Below are 22,372 nucleotides of genomic sequence, written 5' to 3' on the forward strand. Positions count from 1 at the left end.
GCGACCTTCTGAAGGAAGGCATGCAGCTGAGGACTGGTCTCCATGTCCAGCTCACCGCCGACCCGCACCACAGTGCAGGCCCGACCGGCCCGGGCCGACAACTGCAGATCCACCGCTGCCTCCGAAACCCGAGCACCTCAATCGGCCGCCAGCGGGCGACCTCGTCACATTAATATCCACGACGGCGTCCGCAAATCGCGCACGCCTGGACCAATTACCGCATCGATTGAGGCAGCTCGATCAGAATGCGCACGCCATTACTTCGACATGGCGGTGCGGACGGGACCCGGCGGCGACACCGGCGACTCTGGCCGCTCGGGGCTCACCGCCGGTTTCCGCGATGCCGGCGCACCACGACGACCGCCATGGCGGCCGCGCCGAGGATCAGCATCACCACGGCGCTAAGCCAGCCCAACATTTAGAGGGGCCAGAAGGGGCGAAGACCGGGGGGCTAGAGATCCGTCAGGTGCAGGACCAGCAAGTCCAGGTGGTCGATGAGCGGCCCGCCGGGATCGGTGCGAGCCGCCGCCCGCAGCCGGGCCAGCCCCGCGGCGTATTCCCCGTCGGCGATGAGCTGCAGCGGCGTGTGAGCCTCTCGCCGAAACCCGTCGGCCGCGGCGCGCAACGACGGCGCCGACAGTTGCGGCACCGCTTCGACCGGCTCGGCGTGGAAACCGGCGAACGCCTCCTGGACGTCCGCGACACCGGGGAAGGTGTCGAGCACCCGGATGGCCTCGGGCCACCAGCGGAACAGGGAGATGCCGTGGTGGCGGCCCGCGAACGCCGAGCGGATCAGCACCTTGCCGCCCGGCCGGAGCACCCGGCGCAGGGAGCGGGCGAGACCGGCCAGGTCCGGAATGTGGTGGATCACCGTGGAGAGCCAGATGGCGTCCACCGACCGCGCCTGTAGCGGCAGGGCCAGCGCGTCCCCCGCGATCATCGGGGAGAAGCCGGACCGGGCGCGCATGCTTGCCGACGGTTCGACGGCCACGATCCGCAGAGTCGGGAACCATGACGCGAACAAGCCTGACCACATGCCCGTACCGGCGCCGACGTCCAGCAGGGTTCCGTGGGGCGGGACGTGCCGGGCGACCGCCGTGCGCCACTCGGTCAGGCCGGCAGCCTGGAGGTGGCGGGTGGCGGCGAAGGCGGCCGCGTCCCTGTCGTCGTACGCGATGCGGGCCATGGGGTGATTGCACCACTAAGGTGTCGCCATGCGTATCGAGCGGATCACTGATGCCGCCGTCGTGCACCGCGCCGCCGAATTGTTCGATGGGCCGCCGCTGTCGGACGCGACCGAGAAGTTCCTCGACTCTCCCGGGCATCATCTGCTGATGGCCTTCGATGGGGAGCGGGCGGTCGGCATGGTCACCGGGGTGGAGATGACCCATCCCGACAAGGGTACGGAGATGTTCCTCTACGAGCTCGGCGTCGCGCCCCACGCCCGGCTCAGGGGCGTCGGCACCGCCCTCGTGGAGGCGCTGGCCAGGATCGCCCGGGAGCGGGGCTGCTACGGGATGTGGGTCGGTACCGAGCAGGACAACGAGGCCGCGCAGAAGACGTACCGCCGGGCCGGCGCGAACGAGGAGGAGCCGTTCCTCCTGTTGTCGTGGGACGTGACTCAGGACCGGTCGGAACCCGGCCAAACGTAGGGCAGGTCCTCCGGGATGTCGCCGAACAGCGGCCGGTAGAAGTCGGGGGCCTTGCGGACCAGCGCCGAGCGGTGGCTCAGGTGCAGGGCGTCGTCGCCGAGCCATGGGGGCAGCTCGCCGGCGGCGTCGAGGTCGTCCTGCGTACGGATCACGGTGAGGCCCCGGGCCGCGGCGGCGTCGGCGCGCATGGTGTCCGCCGTGGTGTCCGCCCGGCCCGTGGCCACCCACACGCCGCACATGTCGAGCCCGTACCGGACCAGGGCCTCCTCGTAACCCGTCCACATCTTGACCGCCGGGTGGTGGCGCCAGCCGTACCCGGGCTGCACGAGCCCGCGCAGCACCTGGATCGTCTCCACCCGCTGTTTGCCGAGCCGCTTCTGGTCCAGCGCGTGCGCGCTGGCTATGAAGTCCGGGTACGGCAAAAAGGTCTGCACGGGGCAATGATGCTAGAAGTCGCGATCCCGGCCGGCGACCGGGCGACCGCCCGCGGAGAAGGTGCGCTGCGGCGTGGCCTCGTCGTCGGCCGGCTCCTCGTGGGCCCGCGGGTCGTCGGCGGGGTCGTCGCCGGCGGTGTGGGTGAGGGCGGACGGCGTCACGTCGGTGCCGCCGGCCGGCAGGCCGCTCACCGCCGGGAGGGCTCCGGCGCCGGCGGGGATCTCGTTCGCCGGCAGCAGTCCGCCGAGCCCGCCGAGTAGCGGCAGGCCGCCGGTGAAGAGCCCGGACTCCTGCGGCGTGCCGGTCGGGATGCGGCCGTCGGGGGTGAGTCCGCCGAGCCCGCCGAGCAGTGGCAGCTGGCCGAGCGCCTGACCGCCGAGCAGGTTGGACGGGAGGACGCCGGAGGCCTGCGGGAGGGCGCCGCCGACCACGTCGGCCGCCGGCAGGTCCTCGGCCGGCAGCGCGGTCGCCGCGGTCCGGTCGGTGGGTTCGGCGGCGGGCGCCACGGCGCTTCGCGGTACGTCCACGCCGTTCAGGTCCGCGTTGTTAGTACCCGGCTTGACGTCGACCAGCGGGCCGTCGCCGAGCGGGTTGGGCAGGCTCAGGCCGCCCGCGGGGTCGAGGCCGGCACCCTGCGCCGGCAGCAGGCCGGTGAGGCCGCCCGCCGGGGCCGGGATCACGTCGTCGGCGTGCGCGGGTGCCGCGCCGAACAGCAGGAAGCCGCCGACCACCGCCCCGGCGTAGAACCACTTGCGCATTCGATCTTCCTCCTGCGAGAAGGGGACAAAAGACTCGGAAGGGGCAACGAGTGGCCCCGGGGGAGGGTTCCGGCTGACTACCATGCGCCCATGGCCGTCGATCCCCTTCGTGAACCGATCCGGCGATCGCTGGTCTCCCGGCTGCGCGAGGGACTCCCGCGCAACGGGGACACCCGGCCGCACTTCGTCGTCTGCGGTGCGGACGCGCTCGTCTACACGGTCGCCGAGGAGCTGGCGAACGCCGGTCACCGGATCCGGCTGACCGTGATCGTGCCGCCGAAGTTGCGGTCCGACGTGCCCGATCTGAGCGAGCTGCGCGGCGTACGGATCGTGCGCGCCGGCCGTCTCGACGAGCGCACGTTCCGCTCGGCCGGGCTGGCGGGCGCCGCGGCGCTGGCCCTGGTCATGCCGGACGACGTGGTGAACCTGCACGCCGCCCTCTGCGCCCAGGCGGTCGAGCCGGACCTGCGGCTGGTGATCCGGATGTTCAACTCCGGCCTCGGCTACGGCGTCCGCCGCCTCTTCGCCGACTGCGCCGTCCTCTCCGACGCGGCGATGGCGGCGCCCGCGTTCGTGGCGGCGTCGCTGGGCGAGGTTGCGCCGACGCACGTACGCCTCCCGGGTCGCACGGTCTTCGTCGCGCGGCGTGCGGACGTACGCCCGGAGCACGTCATCTGTGCCCTCACCGCCGCGGACGGCGCCGGCCGGGTCGACGTCCTGCCCGCGACGCCCGCGCCGGAGGGCGAGCGGCCGACGGATCTCGTCCTCGCGGAAGCCACCGGGCGCCCGGCCGGGCAGACGCTCGCCGCCCAGCGGCTGGTACGGGCCCGCAAGCGGCGCCGGCACCCGCTCGCCACGTTCGGCCGGGCGCTGCGGGCGGCGGTGAGCCGCAAGCTCGGCATGGCGGTCGTGATCACGCTGGCCGTGACCGTGATCTCCGGGACCGTGCTGGCCCAGGCCGACAATGTGGACGGTCTCTGGAAGTCCGTCTACGTCACGCTGCTCACCGCGGTCGGCTCGTCCGATGTGGAGGAGAAGCGCAATGCCCTGGCTCAGGCGGCCCAGCTGATCCTCACCCTCGCGGGGCTGGCGCTGCTGCCGCTGATCACCGCGGCGGTGGTCGAGGGCATGGTCAACGCGCGGCTGGCGCTGGCCCGCGGCACGGTCACGAACGACCGCGAGGGCCACATCGTGGTGGTCGGGCTCGGCAACGTCGGCACCCGCGTTCTGCGGCAACTGGTCGATCTGGGGCTGGAGGTCGTCGCGATCGACCGCCGGCCGGACGCCCGCGGCGCGAAGGTGGCCGAGCAGCTCGGCGTGCCCCTGATCGTCGGCGACGCGGCGCTCGAGGAGACCCTGCGCTCGGCGTCCGTGGCCACCAGCAAGGCGCTGGTCGTGGTCTCGACCGACGACGTCACCAACCTGCAGGCCGCGCTGAACGCACGGGCCGCCCGCCCCGACTTGCGGGTGGTGCTGCGGCTCTTCGACGACGACTTCGCCCGCCGCGTGCAGACCGCCTTCAGCATCGACATCTCGCGCAGCGTCTCCCGGCTGGCCGCGCCGGCCTTCGCGGCGGCGATGCTGGAGCGCGAGGTCCTCGCGACGATTCCCGTCGACCGGCACGCGCTGCTGGTCGCCGCCGTCCAGGTGCTCGCCGGGTCCCCGCTGGACGGTGCGCCGCTGAGCCAGGCCGACCGGGAGCTGAGCGTACGGGTGATCGGGCTCTCCGCCGCCGGCTCGGAATGGGTGGACTGGGCGCCGGATCCACGGCGGGTGCTGGCCGCCGGGGACCGCGTCTTCGTGGTCGCCCGGCGCGCGGGCCTGCGCGCGCTCGTCGAGCAGGCGACCCCGCCCCCCGAGCCGCTTATGCTGGAGCAGGCGTAGGGCCCAGCACGGCCTGCTCGTCGGGCTTGTGGGCGAGCACGTCGGTCAGGTACGACTGCACGGCCGGTCCCATGCCGACGTCCCGGCCGGAGCGCTCGGACAGCAGCCACTTGTGCTGGATGATCTGCGAGAAGATCTCCTGGGCCTCGAGCTTGCGGCGCAAGTGGGCGGGCACCGCGCGGACGACCGGCTCGAAGACCTCGGTCAGCCAGCGGTGGGCGGCCTGCTGCTCGTCGATCAGGTCGCTCTCGGCGCGGTACGCGTCCAGGTCGTTGAGCAACTGCCGGGCCTGGTTCTCCTCGGCGTCGAGCCCGGTCAGGCGCAGCAGCCGCCGGGTGTGGTAGCCGGCGTCCACGACCTTGGGGCGCACCCGGTAGCCGCCGTCCACCGTGGACATGGCCACCTCGGCGACGTCGAAGCCCATGTCGTTGAGGCGGCGGATGCGGCCCTCGATGTCGTGGCGGGCGTCCCGGGCAACCTCCTGCTCGTACGTGACCTCGTGCCACAGCCGCTCGTAGCGCGCCACGATGTCGTCGACGACGGTCTCGGGGTCGATCGCCTCGTGCAGGAGCTCGGCGGCCTCCAGGTCGAGGCACTCGCCGAAGATGTTGAGCCGCAGGATCTCGATGTCCTCGCTGCGCTGCCCCTCCGAGAGCTTGGGGTAGAGGTTGCCGGTCTCGGCGTCGACGAGGTACGCCGCGAAGGCTCCCGCGTCGCGGCGGAACAGTGTGTTGGACAGCGAGCAGTCGCCCCACGAGAAGCCGGTGAGGTGCATCCGGACGATCAGCGCGGCGAGCGCGTCGAGCAACCGGTTCATCGTCTCCGGGCGCAGCACGTGCGAGAACAGCGCCCGGTACGGCAGGGAGAACTGCAGGTGCCGGGTGATCAGCACGGTCTCCAGCGGTTCGCCGTGCTCGTCCACGCGGTCCGTGACGATCGCGACGGCCTCGACCGCCGGGAAGTCGATCCGCTCGAGGGCGCGCAGCAGGTCGTACTCCTTTTCGGCGATCCGCTCCCGGGTCTCCTTCAAGGCGTACACCGTGTCGTTGAGCTTGACGAACCGGACGATGTGCCGGGAGATGCCCTGCGGCAGCGCGACCAGGTGGTCCGCCGGCCATTCCTCCAGCGGTACGTGCCACGGCAGATCCAGCAGTGCCGGGTCGACGAGGGCTGAGGTGATGCGCACGAACCCAGTGTGCACGCTCGGCCCGGCGCGTCGCCGCCGCACGTGGCTCGTTACACAGAAGCGAGATCGCCTGATTGTTACCTATGTCGGCGATGTGACTTTGGGGACGGGAGTGAATGTGCGACGCGCGGTGAGCATCGTCGCCGGGGCGTGTTCCGCCCTGGCACTGGTCGGTTCGGCCGGTGCGGTGGCCTGGACACAGCTGATGGAAGAGGGCCGGAAGGTCGGCACCTGGCACGAGCCCGCGATCGCCGCTCCTACGCCCGTCGCGGTGCAGCAGCCCGCCGCCGCGTCCGGAACCGCCGCAGGCACCGGCACGGCGGAAGCAGGCCCCCGGAAGGCAGCGCCGGCGGCCTCCGCCAAGGGCGAGAGTGGTGTGCACGAGTCCGCCACGCAGCCGGCCGAGGACGGCCGGCAGAAGGTCGGCACGCTGCTGAACGTCGACAAGCTCCTCGGGTACGGCGCCCCGAAGCGTGAGGTCCTCCGCTACCCGGGCGCCTCGTACGTGAAAGTGCACTTCAGCCGCCTGACGATGCTGCCGGGCGACTACGTGACCGTCGCGGACGCCGCCGGCAAGGAGTCGTACCGCTACGACGCGCCGAAGCTGCTGGACACCGCCGCGCCGACCGCCCGGTGGGCGATGTCGATCACCGGTGACACCGCGGTCCTGGAGGTGCACCGCGGCGGCGGCAACCTGGTGAGCTCGGTGCTCGGCAGCCTGGGCGTACGGGTCGACCAGGTCGCCAAGGGCTTCACCAGGAAGGAGCAGGAGGCGGCCCCCGAGGAGCAGCTGCGCAACCCGAACCGTACGGGCCGCGAGGAGTCCGTCTGCGGCAACGACGAGAGCCGGGACGCGGTCTGCTACCGGTCGGTGGATCCGGTCGCGTACACCCGGTCCAAGTCCATCGCGCGGCTGCTGATCAACGGCACCGAGCTCTGCACCGGATGGCGGATCGGCGCGAAGAACCGGATGCTGACGAACAACCACTGCTTCGACAACTCGGACGACGCGTACGAGACCGAGGTGTGGTTCAACTATCAGTGCGCGAAGTGCGGCGGCTACGACGTCTTCCGGCCCACCAAGGTCTGGGGTGGCAAGGTCGTCGCCACCAACCACGTGTACGACTACACCCTCTTCACCGTCGAGAACTTCGGCGCAGTGCAGAAATTCGGCTACCTGACGCTGGACACCGCGCGCCCGGTCCGCGGCCAGGAGCTGTACGTGCCGCAGCACCCGGCCGGCGAGCCCACCCGCATCGCCGGGCGGCTGGGGGAGAAGGCGGGCACCTGCGCGGTCGCCGACAACGCGTTCGACGGCTACGCCCGGGACTCGGACGTGTCGTACTACTGCGACACCGAGGGCGGCTCCAGCGGCAGCCCGGTGCTGTCCCGCAAGACCGACAAGGTCGTCGCGCTGCACCACTTCGGCGGCTGCCCGAACTCCGGCGTCCGCGCCGACCTGCTCTACGCCAGGATCAAGAACAACCTCTGAGAAGCCGCACCCTGCTCGGCAGGGTGCGGCCTCACATCGCACGGAGCTTCGCGGCTCAGTTCGGTGAGCCGACGCCGGTGAGGATCCGGCTGCGGATGTAGCGGCCCGCCTCGGTCAGGACGCCCGTGCCCGCGAACCGGGTGCCGGCACAGGTGCCCTGTTTGAACACCGAGTTGCTCTCCCGGCCGTCCGAGAGGCTCCACATCCCGTACCCGATCTTCAGGCTCTTCAGGAGGTCGAGCCACGCCGTCGTGCCGGCGAAGTCGTTGGTGCCGTCACCGGTGAAGGTCTGGCTGCCGAACTCGGTGACGAACAGCGGCAGCTTCTTCGCGGCCCGCGCCACGACCGCCCGCCGGTCCTCCCGGTGCGACGCCGCGTAGAAGTGGAACGTGTACATGATGTTGTCGAGCTTCACCGGGTCGTTGACGATCTCGTTCTCGTCGCTGCCGTCGGAGAGCCCCAGGGAAGAGAAGCCCCTGGTGCCGACGATGACCACGCTGTCGGGCTTGTTCCTGCGGATGACCGGAACGACCTTCTCGGCGTAGGTCCTGATGCCGTCCCAGCTCACGCCGTTCGGTTCGTTCGCGATTTCGTAGATCACGTTGTCCTGCGCGGCGTGGGCGGCGGAGACGTTCTGGAAGAAGGTCTTGGCCAGGTTCAGGTTCGCGTTGGGGTCGCCCGGGGTGAGGATGTGGAAGTCCACGATCGCGTACAACCCGAGCTTGGTCGCCTGATCGACGAGGCCGTTCACCTTCGCCGTGAAGCGCGCCGGGTCGGTCTCGAGGCCGCCCTCCTGGACGTACATGGACAGCCGGATGAAGTCGGCGTTCCAGTCGTTGCGCAGCGCGGCCAGCGAGCCGGCGTTGACGCAGTTCGGGAAGAACTGCAGGCCATGGCTGCTCATGCCGCGAAGCTGCACCGGCGTGTTGTTCTTGTTGCACAGGTGCGTGCCGCACACCTTCAACCGGCCGTTGATCGCCACCGGCGTCCCGCTCGGAGCCGGGGGTGCCGCCGGAACGGTGCTGGTCGCGGGCGCGGTGGTCGGCTTGGCCGGTGCTGTCGTGGTGGGAGCGGCGGTCGGCTTGGCCGGCGCGGTGGTGGTGGGAGCGGCAGTGGGCCGGGCCGGTGGTGCACCCCCGCCGGCCTGGTTGAGCTTGCACGCCGACAGTCCGTCGGCATTCAGGTCGGGTTTCGCCGCGTTGCGCCCGATCGCCGTCTCGATCCGGTTGATCGTGGCGAACCGCTTGTCCCTCAGCGGGCCGAGGACGGCGTTCTGGATGAAGTTCGGGCCGCCCTGGCCGACCGTGGTGCGCAGGCGCTCGTTCGCCTCGGCGGCCTGCTCGTCGAGCAGCGCCAGGTTCCGCTGGACGTCGGCCTGCTGCTGCGCGGGCACCGCCACGCCGATTGTGACCTTCGGGCAGGTGACGGTGGGAACGGCGGGCCCGGCGGGCTTCCTCTCGTCGGCCGCCGCGACGCCCAGCCCGACGCCGACGCCGACCACCGCGACCCCGGCGACGATGCCGGCCTGCCACCGGCGCGCGCGGCTGCCGGGTCTGGTGAATCGGGATCCGACCATGAGAATCTGCACCTCCGCGGGAGAGAACCGTGTCGCACGGCACTACGGGAGCGCTCCCATGGTGGATCAACACTTAATAGCGATTTCAGGTCGGCAGGGGCTGGTTGGCGCGACTGGGTAGCGTGGTCGGCATGCAGGAAACGGCCGTCGACTCCCTTCCCGACCAGCGGGTGCGCAGCTGGTGGCCGGACGTCGTGCTGCTCGCCGGGTTCGTCCTGCTGACCTTCGCGCTCGCCCGCGGCCACCTGCTCGCCCTGGACGTCCAGGTGGCCGACTGGGTGTCGGAGCACCGGCCGACACCGCTGTACTGGACGCTGCGGGTGCTCAACTACCTCGGCCAGGGCGGGCAGGTGCTCATGCCGGTGGCGATCCTGCTGGCCGGCCTGGCGGCCTGGCGCCTGCGGTCCGTGCGGCCGCTGCTGCTCTTCGCCGGGGCCTTCGTGCTGACGTACGTGACGATCGGCCCGCTGAAGATCTGGCTCGACCGGGCGGCGCCGGCCTTCAAGGGGCCCGATCGCGAGATCCTGTTCAACCCGGCCGCCTCCGGCAAAGACGCGATGAGCTATCCCTCCGGGCACGTCGCCAACGCGCTGGCCTGGTATTTCGTCATCGCCGTGCTGCTCGGCGTGCTGCTGGCGAGGCCGCTGTCGAAGCGCGCCCACCTCGCCCTGCGTGTCGCCCCGCCGGTGATCGTGTTCATCACGACGACCTACCTGGCGTTCCACTGGATCACCGATTCGGTGGCCGGGCTGCTGCTCGGGCTGATCCTGGCGCGCCTGCTGGCCCGCGTACCGTGGAATCTCGAATCTAGATCCACGCCCCGGACCGCATCACCCGCTTGACCCGCAGGTCGGCGGAAAGCACCACGAGATCCGCGCGGAGGCCCGCCTCCAGCGCCCCGACCTGGTCGCCGAGGCCCAGCGCGCGGGCCGGGGTGGTGGAGGCCATCTCCGTGGCCGTCGGCAGGTCCAGGCCCGCGCCCACCGCCTGCCGGAACGCCGCGTCCATGGTCAGCGTGCTGCCCGCGATCGAGCCGTCGCGGGTCAGGCGGGCCACGCGGCCGGCCACCGTGACCTCCTGACCGCCCAGCTCGTAGGTGCCGTCGGGCATGCCCGCGGCGTCCATGGCGTCGGTGACCAGCGCGGACCGGTACGGCGTCGCGTGCGCCGCGAAGCGCAGCATCCCGTCGTGCAGGTGGATGCCGTCCGCGACCAGCTCGCAGACGATCGAGGGGGAGTCGAGCAGGGCCACGACCGGGCCCGGCTCGCGGTGGTGCGGCGGGCGCATGCCGTTGAAGACGTGAGTGCCGACGGTCGCGCCGGCCGCCACCCCGGCCACGGTCTGCTCGTACGTCGCATCGCTGTGCCCCAGCGCCGCCACCACGCCGTGCTCGACGAGATAGCGGACCGCGTCCAGGGCGCCGGGCAGCTCGGGGGCGATCGTCACCATCCGGATCGCGCCCGCGCCCAGCTTCACCAGGGCGCTGAGCTCCTCCAGTGCGGGGTCGCGCAGGAACTCGGGGTTCTGCGCGCCGCACCGGACCGCGCTCAGGTACGGCCCCTCGAAGTGAATACCGGCGATCGCGCCCTCGGCCACCAGCGGCAGGTACGCGGCGGTCGCGTCGCGCATCAGCTCGTACGGCGAGCTGACCAGGCTGGCCAGCATCGTGGTGGTGCCGTGCCGCAGGTGGAAAGCGGCGGCCTGCGCCGCGTCCTGCGCATCGCCCCGGGTGAACGTGTGACCCCCGCCGCCGTGGCAGTGCAGGTCCACGAAGCCGGGCACGATGATGTCGTCGCCGGCCCGGGAGTCCTCCGCGACGGACAGGATCGTGGGGCCGTCCACGTCCACGACGCCGGGCACCACGGCGCCCGGCCGGACCACCCGGCCGCGGATCTTCTCCGTCACTTGTCGGTCTCCAGGGAGTCGAGGGCGAGCAGGGCGGCGCCGAGGCAGCCGGCGGTGTCACCGAGCGCCGCCCGGACGATCCGCGGCATCCGGTGGAACGTGATCCGGGCGTCGAGCGCGACCCGCAGCGGGGCGAGCAGCGCCTCCCCGGCCTCGGCGAGCCCGCCGCCCAGCACGACGATGCCCGCGTCGTAGAGCGCCTGGGCGGTGAGCAGCCCGTCCGCGAACGCCTCGACCGCCTCGGTCCATACCCGGTTGGCCAGCTCCTCCCCGGCCGCCGCCCGGGTCGCCACGTCGTACGCGGTGACCCCCTCGTCGCCGGAGAGCTCGACGTACCGGCGGCCGACCGCGGAGGCCGAGGCGATCGACTCCAGGCAGCCGCGGGCCCCGCAGCCGCAGGACGGACCGCCCGGCCGCACGATGATGTGTCCCACCTCGCCGGCCGCGCCGTGGGCGCCCGAGAGGGCGTTGCCGTCGACGACGTGGGCGGCCGCGATCCCGGTGCCGATCGCAATGAAGAGCACGTGCCGCTGGTCCCGGCCGGCGCCGACTCGGGCCTCGGCCATCCCGCCCACGCGCACGTCGTGGCCCAGCGCCGCGGGCAGCTCCAGCCGGCGCGCCACCAGGTCCCGCAGCGGTACGTCCCGGAAGCCGACGTTGCTGGACCACACGGCGGTGCCGGTCTCCTCGTCGACGACGCCCGGCACGGCCACGCCGGCGGCCACCGGGTTCAGCCCGTCCGCCCGCCCCCGGTCGGCCAGGTCGGCGGCGATGTCGAGGATGTTCGCGGTGACGGCCTCGGGGCCGCGCTGGGCCAGGGTCGGGTGCCGTTCGGCGTGGTGCACCGTGCCGTCCGGGCGGACCAGGGCGCACTTCATGCCGGTGCCGCCGACATCCAGCGCCACCACGACGTCGTCGGGGCCGCCGCCGCTCCGCGGATCGGCGCTCGTCCGCCGTCCTGGTTCGGGCCGTAGCCTCACCGCTCCACTCACGGCCGGGTCAGGGGAGGACGACGGAGCGGGTGAGGTTGCGGGGATGATCCGGGTCCAGGCCCTGGCTGGTGGCGAGCAGCACCGCGACGCGCTGCGCCACGACGAGGTCCGCCATCGGGTCGAGGCCGGTCCGCCCGCCGCCGCGCCAGCTGCCGAGGGCCGCGTACCCGCCGTTGTAGCGGCTGTGCACGAAGGCGGCGCCGGTGTGCTCGACCTCCTCGCAGAGGCCGTCCGGGATCTCGCCGAACGCCCAGACCACGCGGCCGGGCTTGGCGATCGAGATCGGGCCGTGCCGGTAGTCCATTGCCGGGTACGCCTCGGTCCACCAGCCGGCCGCCTCCCGGCACTTGAGCGCGGCCTCCTCGGCCAGGCCCACGGTCCAGCCCCGGCCCAGGAAGGTGATCTGCTCGGCGAGTGCCGGGTGCACCGGGAGCGGGAGCCGGACCGCGACCTCGGCGTCCGCCGCCACCGGCTCGATGTCGTAGTTCAGGTGCGCCCGCAGCAGCGCGAGCGAGCTGGTGGCGAAGCGGGTCTGCACGACCGACAGCTCGTCGGCGAAGTCCAGGACCACGGTCTCGCCGGCGACCGCGGCGGCCGGCGTCGCCCCGTCCGCGGTGATCACGGTGGTACGGGTACGGCCCCGCAGCGCCTCCAGCAGGGCGACGACCTCGGTGGTGGTGCCGGAGCGGGTGATCGCGATGACCCGGTCGTAGCGGCGGCCGAGCGGGAACTCGGAGGCCTGGAACGCGTCCGTGTCGCCGTGGCCCTCGGCCTCCCGCAGCGCCGCGTACGCCTTGGCCATGAACCAGGACGTGCCGCACCCGGTGACGGCGACCCGCTCGCCGGGCAGGGGCAGCCCGGGCGAGTCCGCCATCTTGGCGGCTTGCCGCCAGCAGTCGGGCTGGCTGGCGATCTCCACCTTGACGTGACTCATGGGCAGTTCCCTATCAGGCCGTTGTGCTGCGCATAAGCGCTCGGTTCTCCGCTCTTTCGAGCGTCATTCTGCGTGGAACATCGGCGGGGACGCAACCTCCGGACCGTGATCGCGCAGGTACTCTCTTTGCTGGGGGACGTTTCGCGCACTAATGTGCACACTCTTATCACGAAACGAGCAGCAGGGAGATCGGGTGGACCGGTACGCGCGCTGGAATGCCCTGCTGGAGTTACTGGCGGAGAGCGGCCGCGTCACGGTGGAGGACGCGGCCGAGCGCCTGGACGTGTCCCAGGCCACGATCCGCCGCGACTTCGACCAGCTGGCCCAGCAGCAGATGATCACCCGTACCCGTGGCGGCGCGGTGGCCAACGGCGTCTCCTACGACCTGCCGCTGCGCTACAAGAGCGCCAAGCACTCGGCCGAGAAGCAGCGCATCGGCGAGGCGGCGGCGAACCTCGTCGTCCCGGGCACGGTGGTGGGCCTCAACGGCGGCACCACGATGACCGAGGTGGCCCGGGCCCTGGCGGTCCGCCCCGACCTCAACGCCAGCGGCGACGGCGCCCAGCTGACGATCGTGACCAACGCCCTCAACATCGCCAACGAGCTGCTGGTCCGCTCCCGCATGAAGATCGTGGTGGCGGGCGGCGTGGTCCGCCCGCAGTCCTTCGAGCTCGTCGGCCCGCTCGGCGGCGCGCTGCTCAAGGAGGTCACGCTCGACATCGTGCTGCTCGGGGTGGACGCCCTCGACGTCGAACTGGGCGCGGCGGCCCACCACGAGGGCGAGGCGGCGATGAACAGCCTCATGGTGGCCCGGGCCAAACGGGTCGTGGTGATCGCCGACTCGTCGAAGCTCGGCGGTCACGCTTTCGCCCGGATCTGCCCGATCGGCAAGGTGGAGACCCTGGTGACCGACTCGGGCGCCCCGCCGGCGGTGCTCGAGGCGTTCCGGGAGGCGGGCGTCCAGGTCGTCTGCGCCTGATCGGCTTGTCCGAAGACGCAACTGTCGGCTTTCCTGCATCACGCGAACAGAGCGGCGCTCATACTGCTGTCCACCAGCCGCAATAGTCCTTGGAGGCAGTCATGCGGCGACTTCGTATTCTCAGCGTTTTCATCATGCTGCTGGCCCTCGCCGGGGCCGGTTCAGCGAGCGCGACGGCCGCCCAGAAAGCGGCCGCGGCGCCCTACTGCGGCATCACGTGGGGAAGCCTGCCGAAGGCGGGCGGCAACCTCAGCACCAATTCCCTGCTCAAGGTCACCACGAGCAGGCAGTCCTGCTACGACCGCACCGTCTTCGAATTCACGGGCGCGGTGTCCGGCTACCGCGTCGAATACACCGACCATGTCATCACCGACGGCGAAGGGCTCGACGTCACGCCGTACACGGCCGGCGGCGCGCACCTCGACGTGGTGTTGCTCGCGCCCGTCTACAAGACCGACGGCACGGTGACCTACAACCGCAAGCTCGGCGACCACGCCGTCAACGTCGTGCGCTACCAGACGCTGCGCGACATCCTCTATGCCGGGAGCTTCGAGGGATACACCCAGTTCGACCAGGGCGTACGCGCCAAGTTGCCGTTCCGGGTCACGGTCGCGACGGGCAGCGACGGGCACGGCCGGATCACCATCGACGTGGCGCACTTCTGGGAATAGTGACTAGGCGGTCAATACGCGGAGTTCCTCGATCACCGCAGGCCAGAGGGCGCGTGGCAGATCATGACCCATTCCCGGGTACGTGACCAGCCGCGCGCCCGGAATCGCGGCGGCCGTCGCGCGCCCGGCCTTGGGCCGCATCATCACGTCCTCGTCCCCGTGGATCACGAGGGCCGGCATCCGCAGCGCCGCCAGGGCCTTGCGCCGGTCCCCCGAGGCGGCGACCGCGGCCCGCTGACGTCGGCCGCTCAGCGGGTCCGTCGAGTGGCGTTCGTACGACTCCCGCCCGATCTCGCGGACCATGGCCTCGTCCAACGGGTAACCCGGCGACCCCATGAGCCGGTAGATCGCCACCTCGCGCTCGGCAGCCTCCTCCGCCGAATGCAGCGGCTTCGCCAGCAGCTTCGACATCGCCCGAAGAACCTTCAGCGGCGGCCGGGTGCCGATGCGGATCGACGGCGTCGAGGAGATCGAGGTGAGGCTGCGCACCCGCGCCGGGTACGCGACCGCGACGGCCTGTGCGATCATCCCGCCCATCGACGAGCCCACGACATGCGCGGACTCCCAGCCCAGCGCGTCCAGCACCGCCACCGCATCGGCGGCCATGTCGGTCAGCAGGTACGGCGCCGTCGACGGGCGCAGCGCCGCCACGAATGGGGCGGGCGCGGGCCGGCCTTCGAGGTGCGTGGACAACCCGGAGTCGCGGTTGTCGAAACGGACGACCTGAATGCCCGCGCCGACCAGCGCCTCACACAGCTCCCGCGGATACATCACCATCTGCGCGTCGGTGGCGCTGACCAACAGCAGCGGCCGGCCCTCCGGCGGACCGAACACCTCGTACGCGATCGCAACGTCCCCGTTGTGGGCGACCGTCATGACGTGACGTCCTTGCGGGTGAACCGGTAGAACGCGAACGACCAGAACAGCGTCGCGTAACAGATCGCTGAGATCGAGCCTTTGACCACATCGTCGGTCTGCATCGGTGTCGACAGTAGACCGAGCCAGGCGTCGCTGAAATGGGTCGGCAGGAAGTTGCGCAGCGAGCCAAGGGCGGTGATCTGGTCCAGGATGCTGGACAGGATCCACAGCAGCACCGCCCCGCCGACCGCACCCAGCGCCGCGTCCGTCAGCACCGAGAGCAGGAACGCCAGGCCGGCCACGCCGAGCAGGGTCACCGCGAGGTAGCCCAGGATCGCCAGCAGCCGCAGCACGCCCTCGCCGGCCGGGATCTCGGCGGCCACGGTGCTGCCCAACGGATGCCAGCCGTACCGGAGGGTGCCGACCAGCAGGGCCGTGCCGGCCAGCGTGAGCAGCGCGGTCAGCGAGTAGGCGAGGGCCACCACGAGCTTGACGCCCAGCAGGCGGGCGCGCGGGACCGGGATGGCCAGCAGGTAGCGCAGGCTGCCCCAGCTCGCTTCGGAGGCCACCGTGTCGCCGCAGAACAGGGCCACGACCACGACCAGCAGGAAGCCCGCCGAGACGAAGATGGCGAAGAGCGCGAAGTTCAGCCCGCCCGAGGTGGCCAGGTCGACCAGCGAGGAGAAGGCGCCGCCGCCGTTGTCGTCGTCGTCGCCACCGCCGAACTCGAAGGCCAGCAGGATGATCAACGGCAGCAGGACCATGAAGCCCAGGGCCAATTGGGTACGCCGCCTTGACGCTTGCCGCCGGATCTCGGCACGCAGCGGCAGGGTGGCGGACGGCCGGTAGCCGGTGGCTGCGCTGCTCATCGGTCCCCACTTCCCCGGGAGTTGTCGCCCACCAGGGCGAGGAAGGCGTCCTCGAGGCGGCGCCGCGGCACCACCCGGTCGACGCCGACGCCGGCGCGGACCAGGGAGGCCACCACCTCCTCGCGTGGCGTGCCGTTCATGTCGACGATGAGCCCGGAGGCGCCGTCCTGCTGCACCGAGCGCACGTTGAGCCCCTCCAGCACGGTCGACGCGGTGGCGACGTCGGTGACGGACAGCTGCACCGACGGCGACTCGCCCACGATGTCGTCGACCGGCCCGGCCGCCACGATCCGGCCCTTGTTGACCACCACGGCGTGGGTGCAGGTCTGCTCGACCTCGGCCAGCAGGTGGCTGGAGACGAGGACCGCGCGCCCGTCGGTGGCGTAGCGGCGCAGGACCCGGCGCATCTCGGCGATCTGCGGTGGGTCGAGGCCGTCCGTGGGTTCGTCCAGTACGAGCAGGTCGGGCAGGCCCAGCATCGCCTGGGCGATCGCGAGCCGCTGACGCATGCCGTGGCTGTAGTTCTTCGTACGCCGGTGCACCGAGTCGCCCAGGCCGGCGATCTCCAGTGCCTCCTCGAAGTGCGCGTCCTCCAGCGGCCGCCCGGTCGCCTGCCAGTACGCCCGCAGGTTCTCGTAGCCGCTGAGGTGCGGCAGGAAGCCCGGACCCTCGACGAGCGCACCGACCCGCGACAGGATCGGGGCGCCCGGCACCAGCGGGCGCCCGAACACCAGGGCGTCCCCCGAGGTCGGCATGGTCAGGCCCATGAGCACCCGCAGCGTCGTCGTCTTGCCCGCGCCGTTCGGCCCGAGCAGGCCCACGACCTGGCCCCGCTCGACCCGGAAGTCGACCTGCTCCACGGCCACGAACCCGTCGTCGTACGCCTTGCGCAGGCCCCGGACCACCAGCGGCGTGTCCTCGAACTCGGCAACCGGCCGGTCGTGGCGGCGACGCCGCAGCACCAGCACCGCGGCGAGACCCAGGAGGATCGCGGCCAGCACGCCGAGCAGGACCCAGCGCCAGACGACCTGCGGGTTGGCGATCGGCGTGCCGGCCAGCGTCGGCAGGGTCACCGCCGGTTCCACGGCCACGGTGTAGACCGCCGGGTCGGCCGGGGTGAGGAACGCCTGGTCCGAGGACGCGACGACCACCCGTACCGTATGGCCGGGGTCGATGCGCCGCACCACACCCGGCAGCGTGACGGTGACCGGCCGGGCCGCGGTGATGTCCCGGGCCAGGCCGGTGAGCCGGACCGGGGCGATCAGGCCGCCGCTCAGGGTCGCCGTGCCGTTCGGGTCGACGTCGTAGAGCTTCACGAAGACCGTCGCCGAGCCGGTCGGCGAGGCGACGCGCAGCGTGACCGTGGGGGCGCCGGCGACGTCGACGCCGCTGCCGAGCGGTGCCGACTCGAAGGTGGCGTGCTGGCCCTCCAGGTCGCCGGCGACGCCGCCGAGCAGGGAGCTGAGCCGGCCGCCGACGCCGGGCAGGGACGACAGGGCACCGGGGTTGCCGTTCGGCGGGTTGGCGATCGGCTGCGCCGGGCCGCTGACGGTTACCTCGGCGCGGCCGGTCCCGCCCAGGCCCGGGTACGCCGGATCCGAGTAGCCGTTGGTGACCAGCCCCCGGTCCAGGGCGCTGAAGCCGGCGACCCGCGAGAAGGTGAAGCTGTTCTCCGGCGCCTTGCCCTCGCCCTTGACGTAGTGGTCGAGCCACTGCGCGGTGAGGAACTTCGTCCGGTCCTGGTCGGTCTGCGGGCCCGAGCCGCCGTCGTGGCCGCCGGTGAACCAGGCGACGCGTACCGGGGTGCCGGTCCCCGCGATGCCACGGGCGTTGGCGTCGGCCTCGGAGAGCGGGAACAGCGTGTCCACCGCGCCCTGCACGAGCAGCGTCGGCGCCTTGATCCGGTCGAGCACGGTGGCCGGGCTGGAGCGCCGCAGCAGTGCGGTGGTGGCCGCGTCCGGCGTACCGGTGGTGGCCATCTTCAGGTACGCGGCGCAGACGTCCGCCGCGAACCGCCCGCAGGCTGGATCACCCGATGCGCCCGGTGCGGCCCGCTCCAGGGGCGAGGTGGACCCGCTGCCGAAGAACAGCCCCGCCCAGCTCTTCTTGAAGACGCCGGGAACCGTCACGCCGGCCGCCGATTGGGGGAAGAAGGCCGTGCCCAGGTCGTTCCAGGTGATCAGCGGCACGATCGCGTCGACGCGCGGATCGGTGCCGGCCAGCAGCAGGGCGAGCGCGCCGCCGTACGAGCCGCCGACCACACCGACCCGGGGGTCGCCCGCCGCGTCGGTGCGCACCTCGGGCCGCCGGGCGAGCCAGTCGAGCAGCCGCTGGGCGTCCCGGACCTCGTAGTCGGGGCTGTCCAGGTGGATCTCGCCGCCGCTGGCCCCGAAGCCGCGGGCGGTCCAGGTCAGCACGGCGTAGCCCCGGTCGGCGAGCGACTCCGCGTCGTCGCTGACGGAGTTCTTCGTACCCCCGAAGCCGTGCGCCAGCAGCACCGCCGGCACCCTGCCGCCGGCGTCCTTCGGCAGGTAGAACCGGGTGTCGAGGGCGACGGGCTCGGTCCCGGAGGGGCCGGACAGCACGGTGAGGCGCTGGTCGGTGGCCGTCCAGGAGTGACGCTCGGGCAGGACCGCCCAGGTCACCAGGGCGGCCACGAGCACGAGCACCGCGGCGCCCGCCACGACCCGGCGCCGCGTCGGGCGGGGCAGGGCGCGGCGCAGCTTCAGGGCAGGCATGCGGCCAACGCTATCGGCGGGCCGCTGAGCCCGAGCTGTGAACCGGCTCAGCAGCCCTGGTTGTCGGTGTGGTGGAACTGCAGCGCCTGGGCCGGGCCGGCCTGCATCGAGGCGACCCGGTCGTCCTTGATCACGAAGAGCAGTGCGTTGCCGCCGTCGAGGGTGAACCAGGCCTTCGCGCCCACCCAGTCGTCCAGCTGCTTGCCGCTCGGGTACATCGCCTTCACCTTGGCGTAGGTCGTACCGACCTCGGCGCCGGTGGCGGTGCTGATGTCCCGGCTGGTGACGGAGATCCGCTCCAGCTTGCCGTCGCTGAACGCCAGGCCCGGGCTCGCGTAGTCGCTCAGCCCCTTGGCGGTGGCACAGTCGTGCTTGGTGGAGACGGCGCCGATCAGCTGGGCCGACTTCAGATCGGGCTGCGCCACGCCGATCGCGTACGGCCCCAGCCCCGCCGCCGACAGCACGTCCGGCTCCACGGCGCCCTTGCCGGCCGGGCGCTGGTTGGCCCCGCCGCCCTTCTTCGGGGGCTGCTGGGACGCCGTACCCTCGGTCGGGACCGCGCCGGGTGCGGCCGGCGTGCCACCGGGTGCGACCGACTCGCCACCGGGTGCGGCCGGCGAACCGCCGGAAGCCGCCGGAGCGGAGGCGCCGGGCGGCACGGCGGCCGGCGTGCCCTTGTCGTCGGAGTCGTCACCACAGGCGGCGACGCCGAGCAGAGCGAACGCGGCAACGGCGACTGCGACGCGGCGGTGCCTCATGGTGCTGTGCCTCCCCAGGGCGACTGACGGCGATAGCGTGTCAACCTAGTCCCCTCGTCCAAACGGAAGGCCCCGCGGTGCCAGACGATCTCACGCTGACCGTTACCCAGCGGCCGGCGGCCCTCGACGCGCGCCGCGGCATCGTGCGGTTGCACCCGGAGGTGATGGCGGCGCTGGCCGTCAACCCGGGCGATCCGCTGCGGCTGACCGGCCGCCGCGCCACCGCGGGCATCGCCGCGCGGGCCGAGCCGGGCGCCAGCCGGGCCCTGCTCTACGCCGACGATCTGACCATCGGCAACCTCGGCCTGCGCGACGGTGGTCAGGTGACCGTGACGCCGGTGCCGGTGGTCGCGGCGCGCCGGGTGACGCTGACCGGGCCGGCGGAGATCGTCGCGGTGGTCTCGCCGGAGATGCTGCGCCTGGCATTGCTGGGCAAGGTGGTCAGCACGGGCGACGACGTCTCCCTGCTGCCCCAGGACGTCCTGCCGGAGGCCGGCCACAAGCCGCTCGTGGAGGCGGCACGGCGCAGCCTCGCCAACCGGGTGGGCTACGCCTGGACCAGCACCCTGCTCCAGGTGGTCGAGGTCGAGGAGGCCGACGCCGCGCTGGTCACGATGGACACCGTGGTGGGGTGGCAGGACGGTCAGTTCTCGTCCGTACGCCCGGCGGTCGAGCCCGTGCCGTCCCGCGCCGACCCGGCGTCCACCGACCCGGACACCCCACCGCCCAGCGTGGACGACCTGCCGGGGCTGCGCGCCCAGGCCCAGGAGCTCACCGAGCTGCTCGACCTCGGCTTCCACCACCGGGAGGTGCTGGGCCGCCTGGGCACCACCGTGTCGCTCGGTCTGCTGGTGTCCGGGCCGGCCGGCTCCGGCAAGTCGGCGCTGGTCCGCGCGGTCGCCGCGAGCCTCGGGGCCACCGTGCTGCCGGTCTGGGCGCCGGAGCTGGCGGCGCTGACCAACGACGCCGCCGCGACCCGGCTGCGCGCCCTGGCCCGGGACGTCCGCGCCGGCGGGCCCGCCGTGCTGCTGGTCGCCGACGTCGAGGCCCTGGCGCCGCGCGACGAGCCGGGCCCGCTCGCCACGGTGTTCCGGCAGGTGCTGGCTGACCTGGTCGCCTCCGGGGCGGCGGTGATCTGCACGACCAGCCGGCCGGAGTCCGTCGACCCGGCGCTGCGCTCGCCGGACCTGCTCGCGGTGCAGCTGGCAGTGCCGTTGCCGGATGCGGCCATGCGTCGTGACCAGCTGCGCGTGCTGACCCGCGGGATGCCGCTGGCCGAGGACGTGCGCCTGGACGACGTCGCCGGGCGTACCCCCGGGTTCGTCGCCGCCGACCTCGGCGCGCTGGCCCGGGAGGCCGGCGTCCGGGCCGCACTGCGACAGAAGGAGGCGGAATCGCCGACCGTCACCATGGCCGACTTCGAGGCGGCCCTCGACGTGGTCCGCCCGACCTCGATGGCCGACTCGACGCTGGAGGTCGCCCAGGTGACCCTCGACGACGTCGGCGACATGGCCGAGGTCAAGCAGGTGCTCACCGAGTCGGTGCTGTGGCCGCTGACCTACCCGGACACCTTCGCGCGGCTGGGCGTGCAACCCCCGCGCGGCGTCCTGCTCTACGGGCCGCCCGGGTGCGGCAAGACCTATCTGGTCAAGGCCATCGCGGGTACGGGCAAAGCCAACGTCCTGTCGGTCAAGGGCGCCGAGCTGCTGAGCAAGTGGGTCGGCGACAGTGAACGCGCCGTCCGGGAGCTGTTCCGCCGCGCCCGCGAGGCCGCTCCCACGCTCGTGTTCCTGGACGAGGTGGACGCGCTCGCCCCGACCCGCGGCCAGGCCACCGACGGCGGTACGACCGACCGCGTCGTCGCCGCCCTGCTGACCGAGCTGGACGGCGTCGAGTCCCTGCGCAACGTCGTGGTGATCGGCGCAACGAACCGGCCGGACCTGATCGACCCGGCGCTGCTGCGACCGGGCCGGCTGGAGCGGCTGGTCTTCGTGCCGCCGCCGGACGCCGAGGCCCGGGTGGCGATCCTGCGCGCCTCGTCGAAGTCGGTGCCACTGGACGAGGCGGTGGACCTGGACGCGCTCGGCGCGGAGCTCGAGGGCTTCTCGGCGGCCGACTGCGCGGCGCTGATCCGGGAGGCGGCGCTGGCGGCGATGCGCGAGTCCCTGGACGCGACGACGGTGACCGCCGAGCACGTGGCGACCGCCCGCAAGAGGGTTCGGGCGTCGCTCGACCCGGTCCAGGTGGCGTGGCTGGAGGCGTATGCGTCCAGCCACGCGCCCGGCTAGCGGCGGCGGGTGCGCGCGCGGGTCGACCGGAGCCGGCGTAGGCGGCCGATCAGCACCGGGTCGTGGGCGAGCGCGGCCGGGTTGTCCAGCAGCCCGTTGAGGAGCTGGTAGTAGCGCGTCGAGGAGAGCTCGAAGGCGTCGCGGATCGCCTGTTCCTTGGAGCCGGCGTGCTTCCACCACTTCTGCTCGAAGGCGAGGATCTGCTGCTCGCGGTCGGTGAGCACGGTCTGCTCGGTACTCTCGGGGCCGGTCTCGGCCGCGCCGGCGTCGCGGGGTGCCGGGATCTGCTGCTGCTCGTTGAGGGCGGCATCGGGTTGCATGGTTACCTCGGGGTGGTGGGAGGGCCGCGCGAAGGGGACGGCCACCATAGTGGCAGCCGGCGATCCCCGCCGCGCGC

At 72.4% G+C, this 22,372-nt stretch carries 19 protein-coding genes and 1 pseudogene; 7 read left to right on the forward strand and 13 right to left on the reverse strand.

Features of this window, described 5'->3' with window-relative positions:
• Positions 1 to 451 precede the first annotated feature (451 nt).
• Positions 452 to 1,186, reverse strand: coding sequence for a methyltransferase domain-containing protein (locus AB0368_RS20785; protein WP_366155554.1), 735 nt, complete (start codon positions 1,184 to 1,186; stop codon positions 452 to 454).
• 28 nt (positions 1,187 to 1,214) lie between these two features.
• Here AB0368_RS20785 and AB0368_RS20790 point away from each other — a divergent pair, with 28 nt between their 5' ends.
• Positions 1,215 to 1,652, forward strand: a complete 438-nt coding sequence (locus AB0368_RS20790; RefSeq protein ID WP_366155555.1) for a GNAT family N-acetyltransferase — start codon at positions 1,215 to 1,217, stop codon at positions 1,650 to 1,652.
• Here AB0368_RS20790 and AB0368_RS20795 read toward each other — a convergent pair.
• Together AB0368_RS20795 and AB0368_RS20800 are read right to left on the reverse strand one after the other, a co-directional pair.
• Positions 1,622 to 2,086: an MSMEG_6728 family protein gene (locus AB0368_RS20795; RefSeq protein WP_366155556.1), complete on the reverse strand. Its 465-nt coding sequence runs from the start codon at positions 2,084 to 2,086 to the stop codon at positions 1,622 to 1,624. The two genes, AB0368_RS20790 and AB0368_RS20795, sit on opposite strands and share 31 nt — an antisense overlap.
• Before the next feature lie 12 nt (positions 2,087 to 2,098).
• Positions 2,099 to 2,845 (reverse strand): hypothetical protein, encoded by a 747-nt coding sequence (locus AB0368_RS20800; protein ID WP_366155557.1) that lies wholly within the window; start codon positions 2,843 to 2,845, stop codon positions 2,099 to 2,101.
• Positions 2,846 to 2,935: 90 nt separating this feature from the next.
• Between AB0368_RS20800 and AB0368_RS20805 the strand changes: the two genes are divergently transcribed.
• A complete protein-coding gene (locus tag AB0368_RS20805; protein ID WP_366155558.1) occupies positions 2,936 to 4,729 on the forward strand; it encodes an NAD-binding protein in 1,794 nt (597 codons plus the stop codon).
• Here the strand turns inward: AB0368_RS20805 and AB0368_RS20810 are convergent.
• Complete coding sequence (locus AB0368_RS20810) at positions 4,710 to 5,915, reverse strand: DUF4032 domain-containing protein (protein ID WP_366155559.1); 1,206 nt, start codon at positions 5,913 to 5,915, stop codon at positions 4,710 to 4,712. The genes AB0368_RS20805 and AB0368_RS20810 overlap by 20 nt on opposite strands.
• Before the next feature lie 118 nt (positions 5,916 to 6,033).
• On the opposite strand from AB0368_RS20810, the gene AB0368_RS20815 reads away from it, so the two are divergent.
• Entirely contained in the window at positions 6,034 to 7,407 is a 1,374-nt protein-coding gene (locus AB0368_RS20815) for a serine protease (RefSeq protein ID WP_366155561.1), read from the forward strand.
• Positions 7,408 to 7,462: 55 nt separating this feature from the next.
• Here AB0368_RS20815 and AB0368_RS20820 read toward each other — a convergent pair whose 3' ends face one another.
• A complete protein-coding gene (locus AB0368_RS20820) occupies positions 7,463 to 8,983 on the reverse strand; it encodes a glycoside hydrolase family 5 protein (RefSeq protein WP_366155562.1) in 1,521 nt (506 codons plus the stop codon).
• A 131-nt stretch (positions 8,984 to 9,114) separates the two neighbouring features.
• On the opposite strand from AB0368_RS20820, the gene AB0368_RS20825 reads away from it, so the two are divergent.
• Positions 9,115 to 9,825, forward strand: a complete 711-nt coding sequence (locus AB0368_RS20825) for a phosphatase PAP2 family protein (protein ID WP_366155563.1) — start codon at positions 9,115 to 9,117, stop codon at positions 9,823 to 9,825.
• Here the strand turns inward: AB0368_RS20825 and nagA are convergent.
• The 3 genes from nagA to AB0368_RS20840 form a co-directional block, all read right to left on the reverse strand.
• On the reverse strand, positions 9,791 to 10,888 hold the full coding sequence (gene nagA, locus AB0368_RS20830; RefSeq protein ID WP_366155564.1) for an N-acetylglucosamine-6-phosphate deacetylase: 1,098 nt from the start codon (positions 10,886 to 10,888) through the stop codon (positions 9,791 to 9,793). The genes AB0368_RS20825 and nagA overlap by 35 nt on opposite strands.
• Positions 10,885 to 11,796 (reverse strand): ROK family protein, encoded by a 912-nt coding sequence (locus AB0368_RS20835; protein WP_366155839.1) that lies wholly within the window; start codon positions 11,794 to 11,796, stop codon positions 10,885 to 10,887. The genes nagA and AB0368_RS20835 overlap by 4 nt, the downstream gene beginning before the upstream one ends.
• Positions 11,797 to 11,887: 91 nt before the next feature.
• Positions 11,888 to 12,814 carry a sugar isomerase gene (locus AB0368_RS20840; RefSeq protein ID WP_366155565.1) on the reverse strand — a complete coding sequence of 309 codons (927 nt, stop codon included), beginning with the start codon at positions 12,812 to 12,814 and terminating at the stop codon, positions 11,888 to 11,890.
• Between the two features lie 193 nt (positions 12,815 to 13,007).
• On the opposite strand from AB0368_RS20840, the gene AB0368_RS20845 reads away from it, so the two are divergent.
• Together AB0368_RS20845 and AB0368_RS20850 are read left to right on the forward strand one after the other, a co-directional pair.
• Positions 13,008 to 13,793: a DeoR/GlpR family DNA-binding transcription regulator gene (locus tag AB0368_RS20845; protein ID WP_366155566.1), complete on the forward strand. Its 786-nt coding sequence runs from the start codon at positions 13,008 to 13,010 to the stop codon at positions 13,791 to 13,793.
• Between the two features lie 101 nt (positions 13,794 to 13,894).
• The gene (locus AB0368_RS20850) at positions 13,895 to 14,464 is read left to right on the forward strand and encodes a hypothetical protein (protein ID WP_366155567.1); all 570 of its coding nucleotides are present in this window, start codon (positions 13,895 to 13,897) and stop codon (positions 14,462 to 14,464) included.
• 3 nt (positions 14,465 to 14,467) lie between these two features.
• Here AB0368_RS20850 and AB0368_RS20855 read toward each other — a convergent pair whose 3' ends face one another.
• From AB0368_RS20855 to AB0368_RS20870, 4 genes are read right to left on the reverse strand one after another with little or no spacing between them, the layout of a single operon-like run.
• Entirely contained in the window at positions 14,468 to 15,340 is an 873-nt protein-coding gene (locus AB0368_RS20855) for an alpha/beta hydrolase (protein WP_366155568.1), read from the reverse strand.
• Positions 15,337 to 16,191: an ABC transporter permease subunit gene (locus tag AB0368_RS20860; protein ID WP_366155569.1), complete on the reverse strand. Its 855-nt coding sequence runs from the start codon at positions 16,189 to 16,191 to the stop codon at positions 15,337 to 15,339. Before AB0368_RS20860 ends, AB0368_RS20855 begins: the two co-directional genes overlap by 4 nt.
• Entirely contained in the window at positions 16,188 to 18,929 is a 2,742-nt protein-coding gene (locus AB0368_RS20865) for an alpha/beta fold hydrolase (RefSeq protein WP_366155570.1), read from the reverse strand. The genes AB0368_RS20860 and AB0368_RS20865 overlap by 4 nt, the downstream gene beginning before the upstream one ends.
• Positions 18,930 to 18,976: 47 nt before the next feature.
• On the reverse strand, positions 18,977 to 19,687 hold the full coding sequence (locus AB0368_RS20870; protein ID WP_366155571.1) for a hypothetical protein: 711 nt from the start codon (positions 19,685 to 19,687) through the stop codon (positions 18,977 to 18,979).
• 77 nt (positions 19,688 to 19,764) lie between these two features.
• Here AB0368_RS20870 and AB0368_RS20875 point away from each other — a divergent pair, with 77 nt between their 5' ends.
• The gene (locus tag AB0368_RS20875) at positions 19,765 to 21,975 is read left to right on the forward strand and encodes an AAA family ATPase (protein ID WP_366155572.1); all 2,211 of its coding nucleotides are present in this window, start codon (positions 19,765 to 19,767) and stop codon (positions 21,973 to 21,975) included.
• Here the strand turns inward: AB0368_RS20875 and AB0368_RS20880 are convergent.
• A pseudogene (locus tag AB0368_RS20880) lies at positions 21,972 to 22,196 on the reverse strand (DUF3263 domain-containing protein); the annotation flags it as partial. The gene AB0368_RS20875 and the pseudogene AB0368_RS20880 overlap by 4 nt on opposite strands.
• Positions 22,197 to 22,372 lie beyond the last annotated feature (176 nt).

The organism is Actinoplanes sp. NPDC051475 (genome assembly GCF_040689425.1).
Taxonomy (GTDB): domain Bacteria; phylum Actinomycetota; class Actinomycetes; order Mycobacteriales; family Micromonosporaceae; genus Actinoplanes.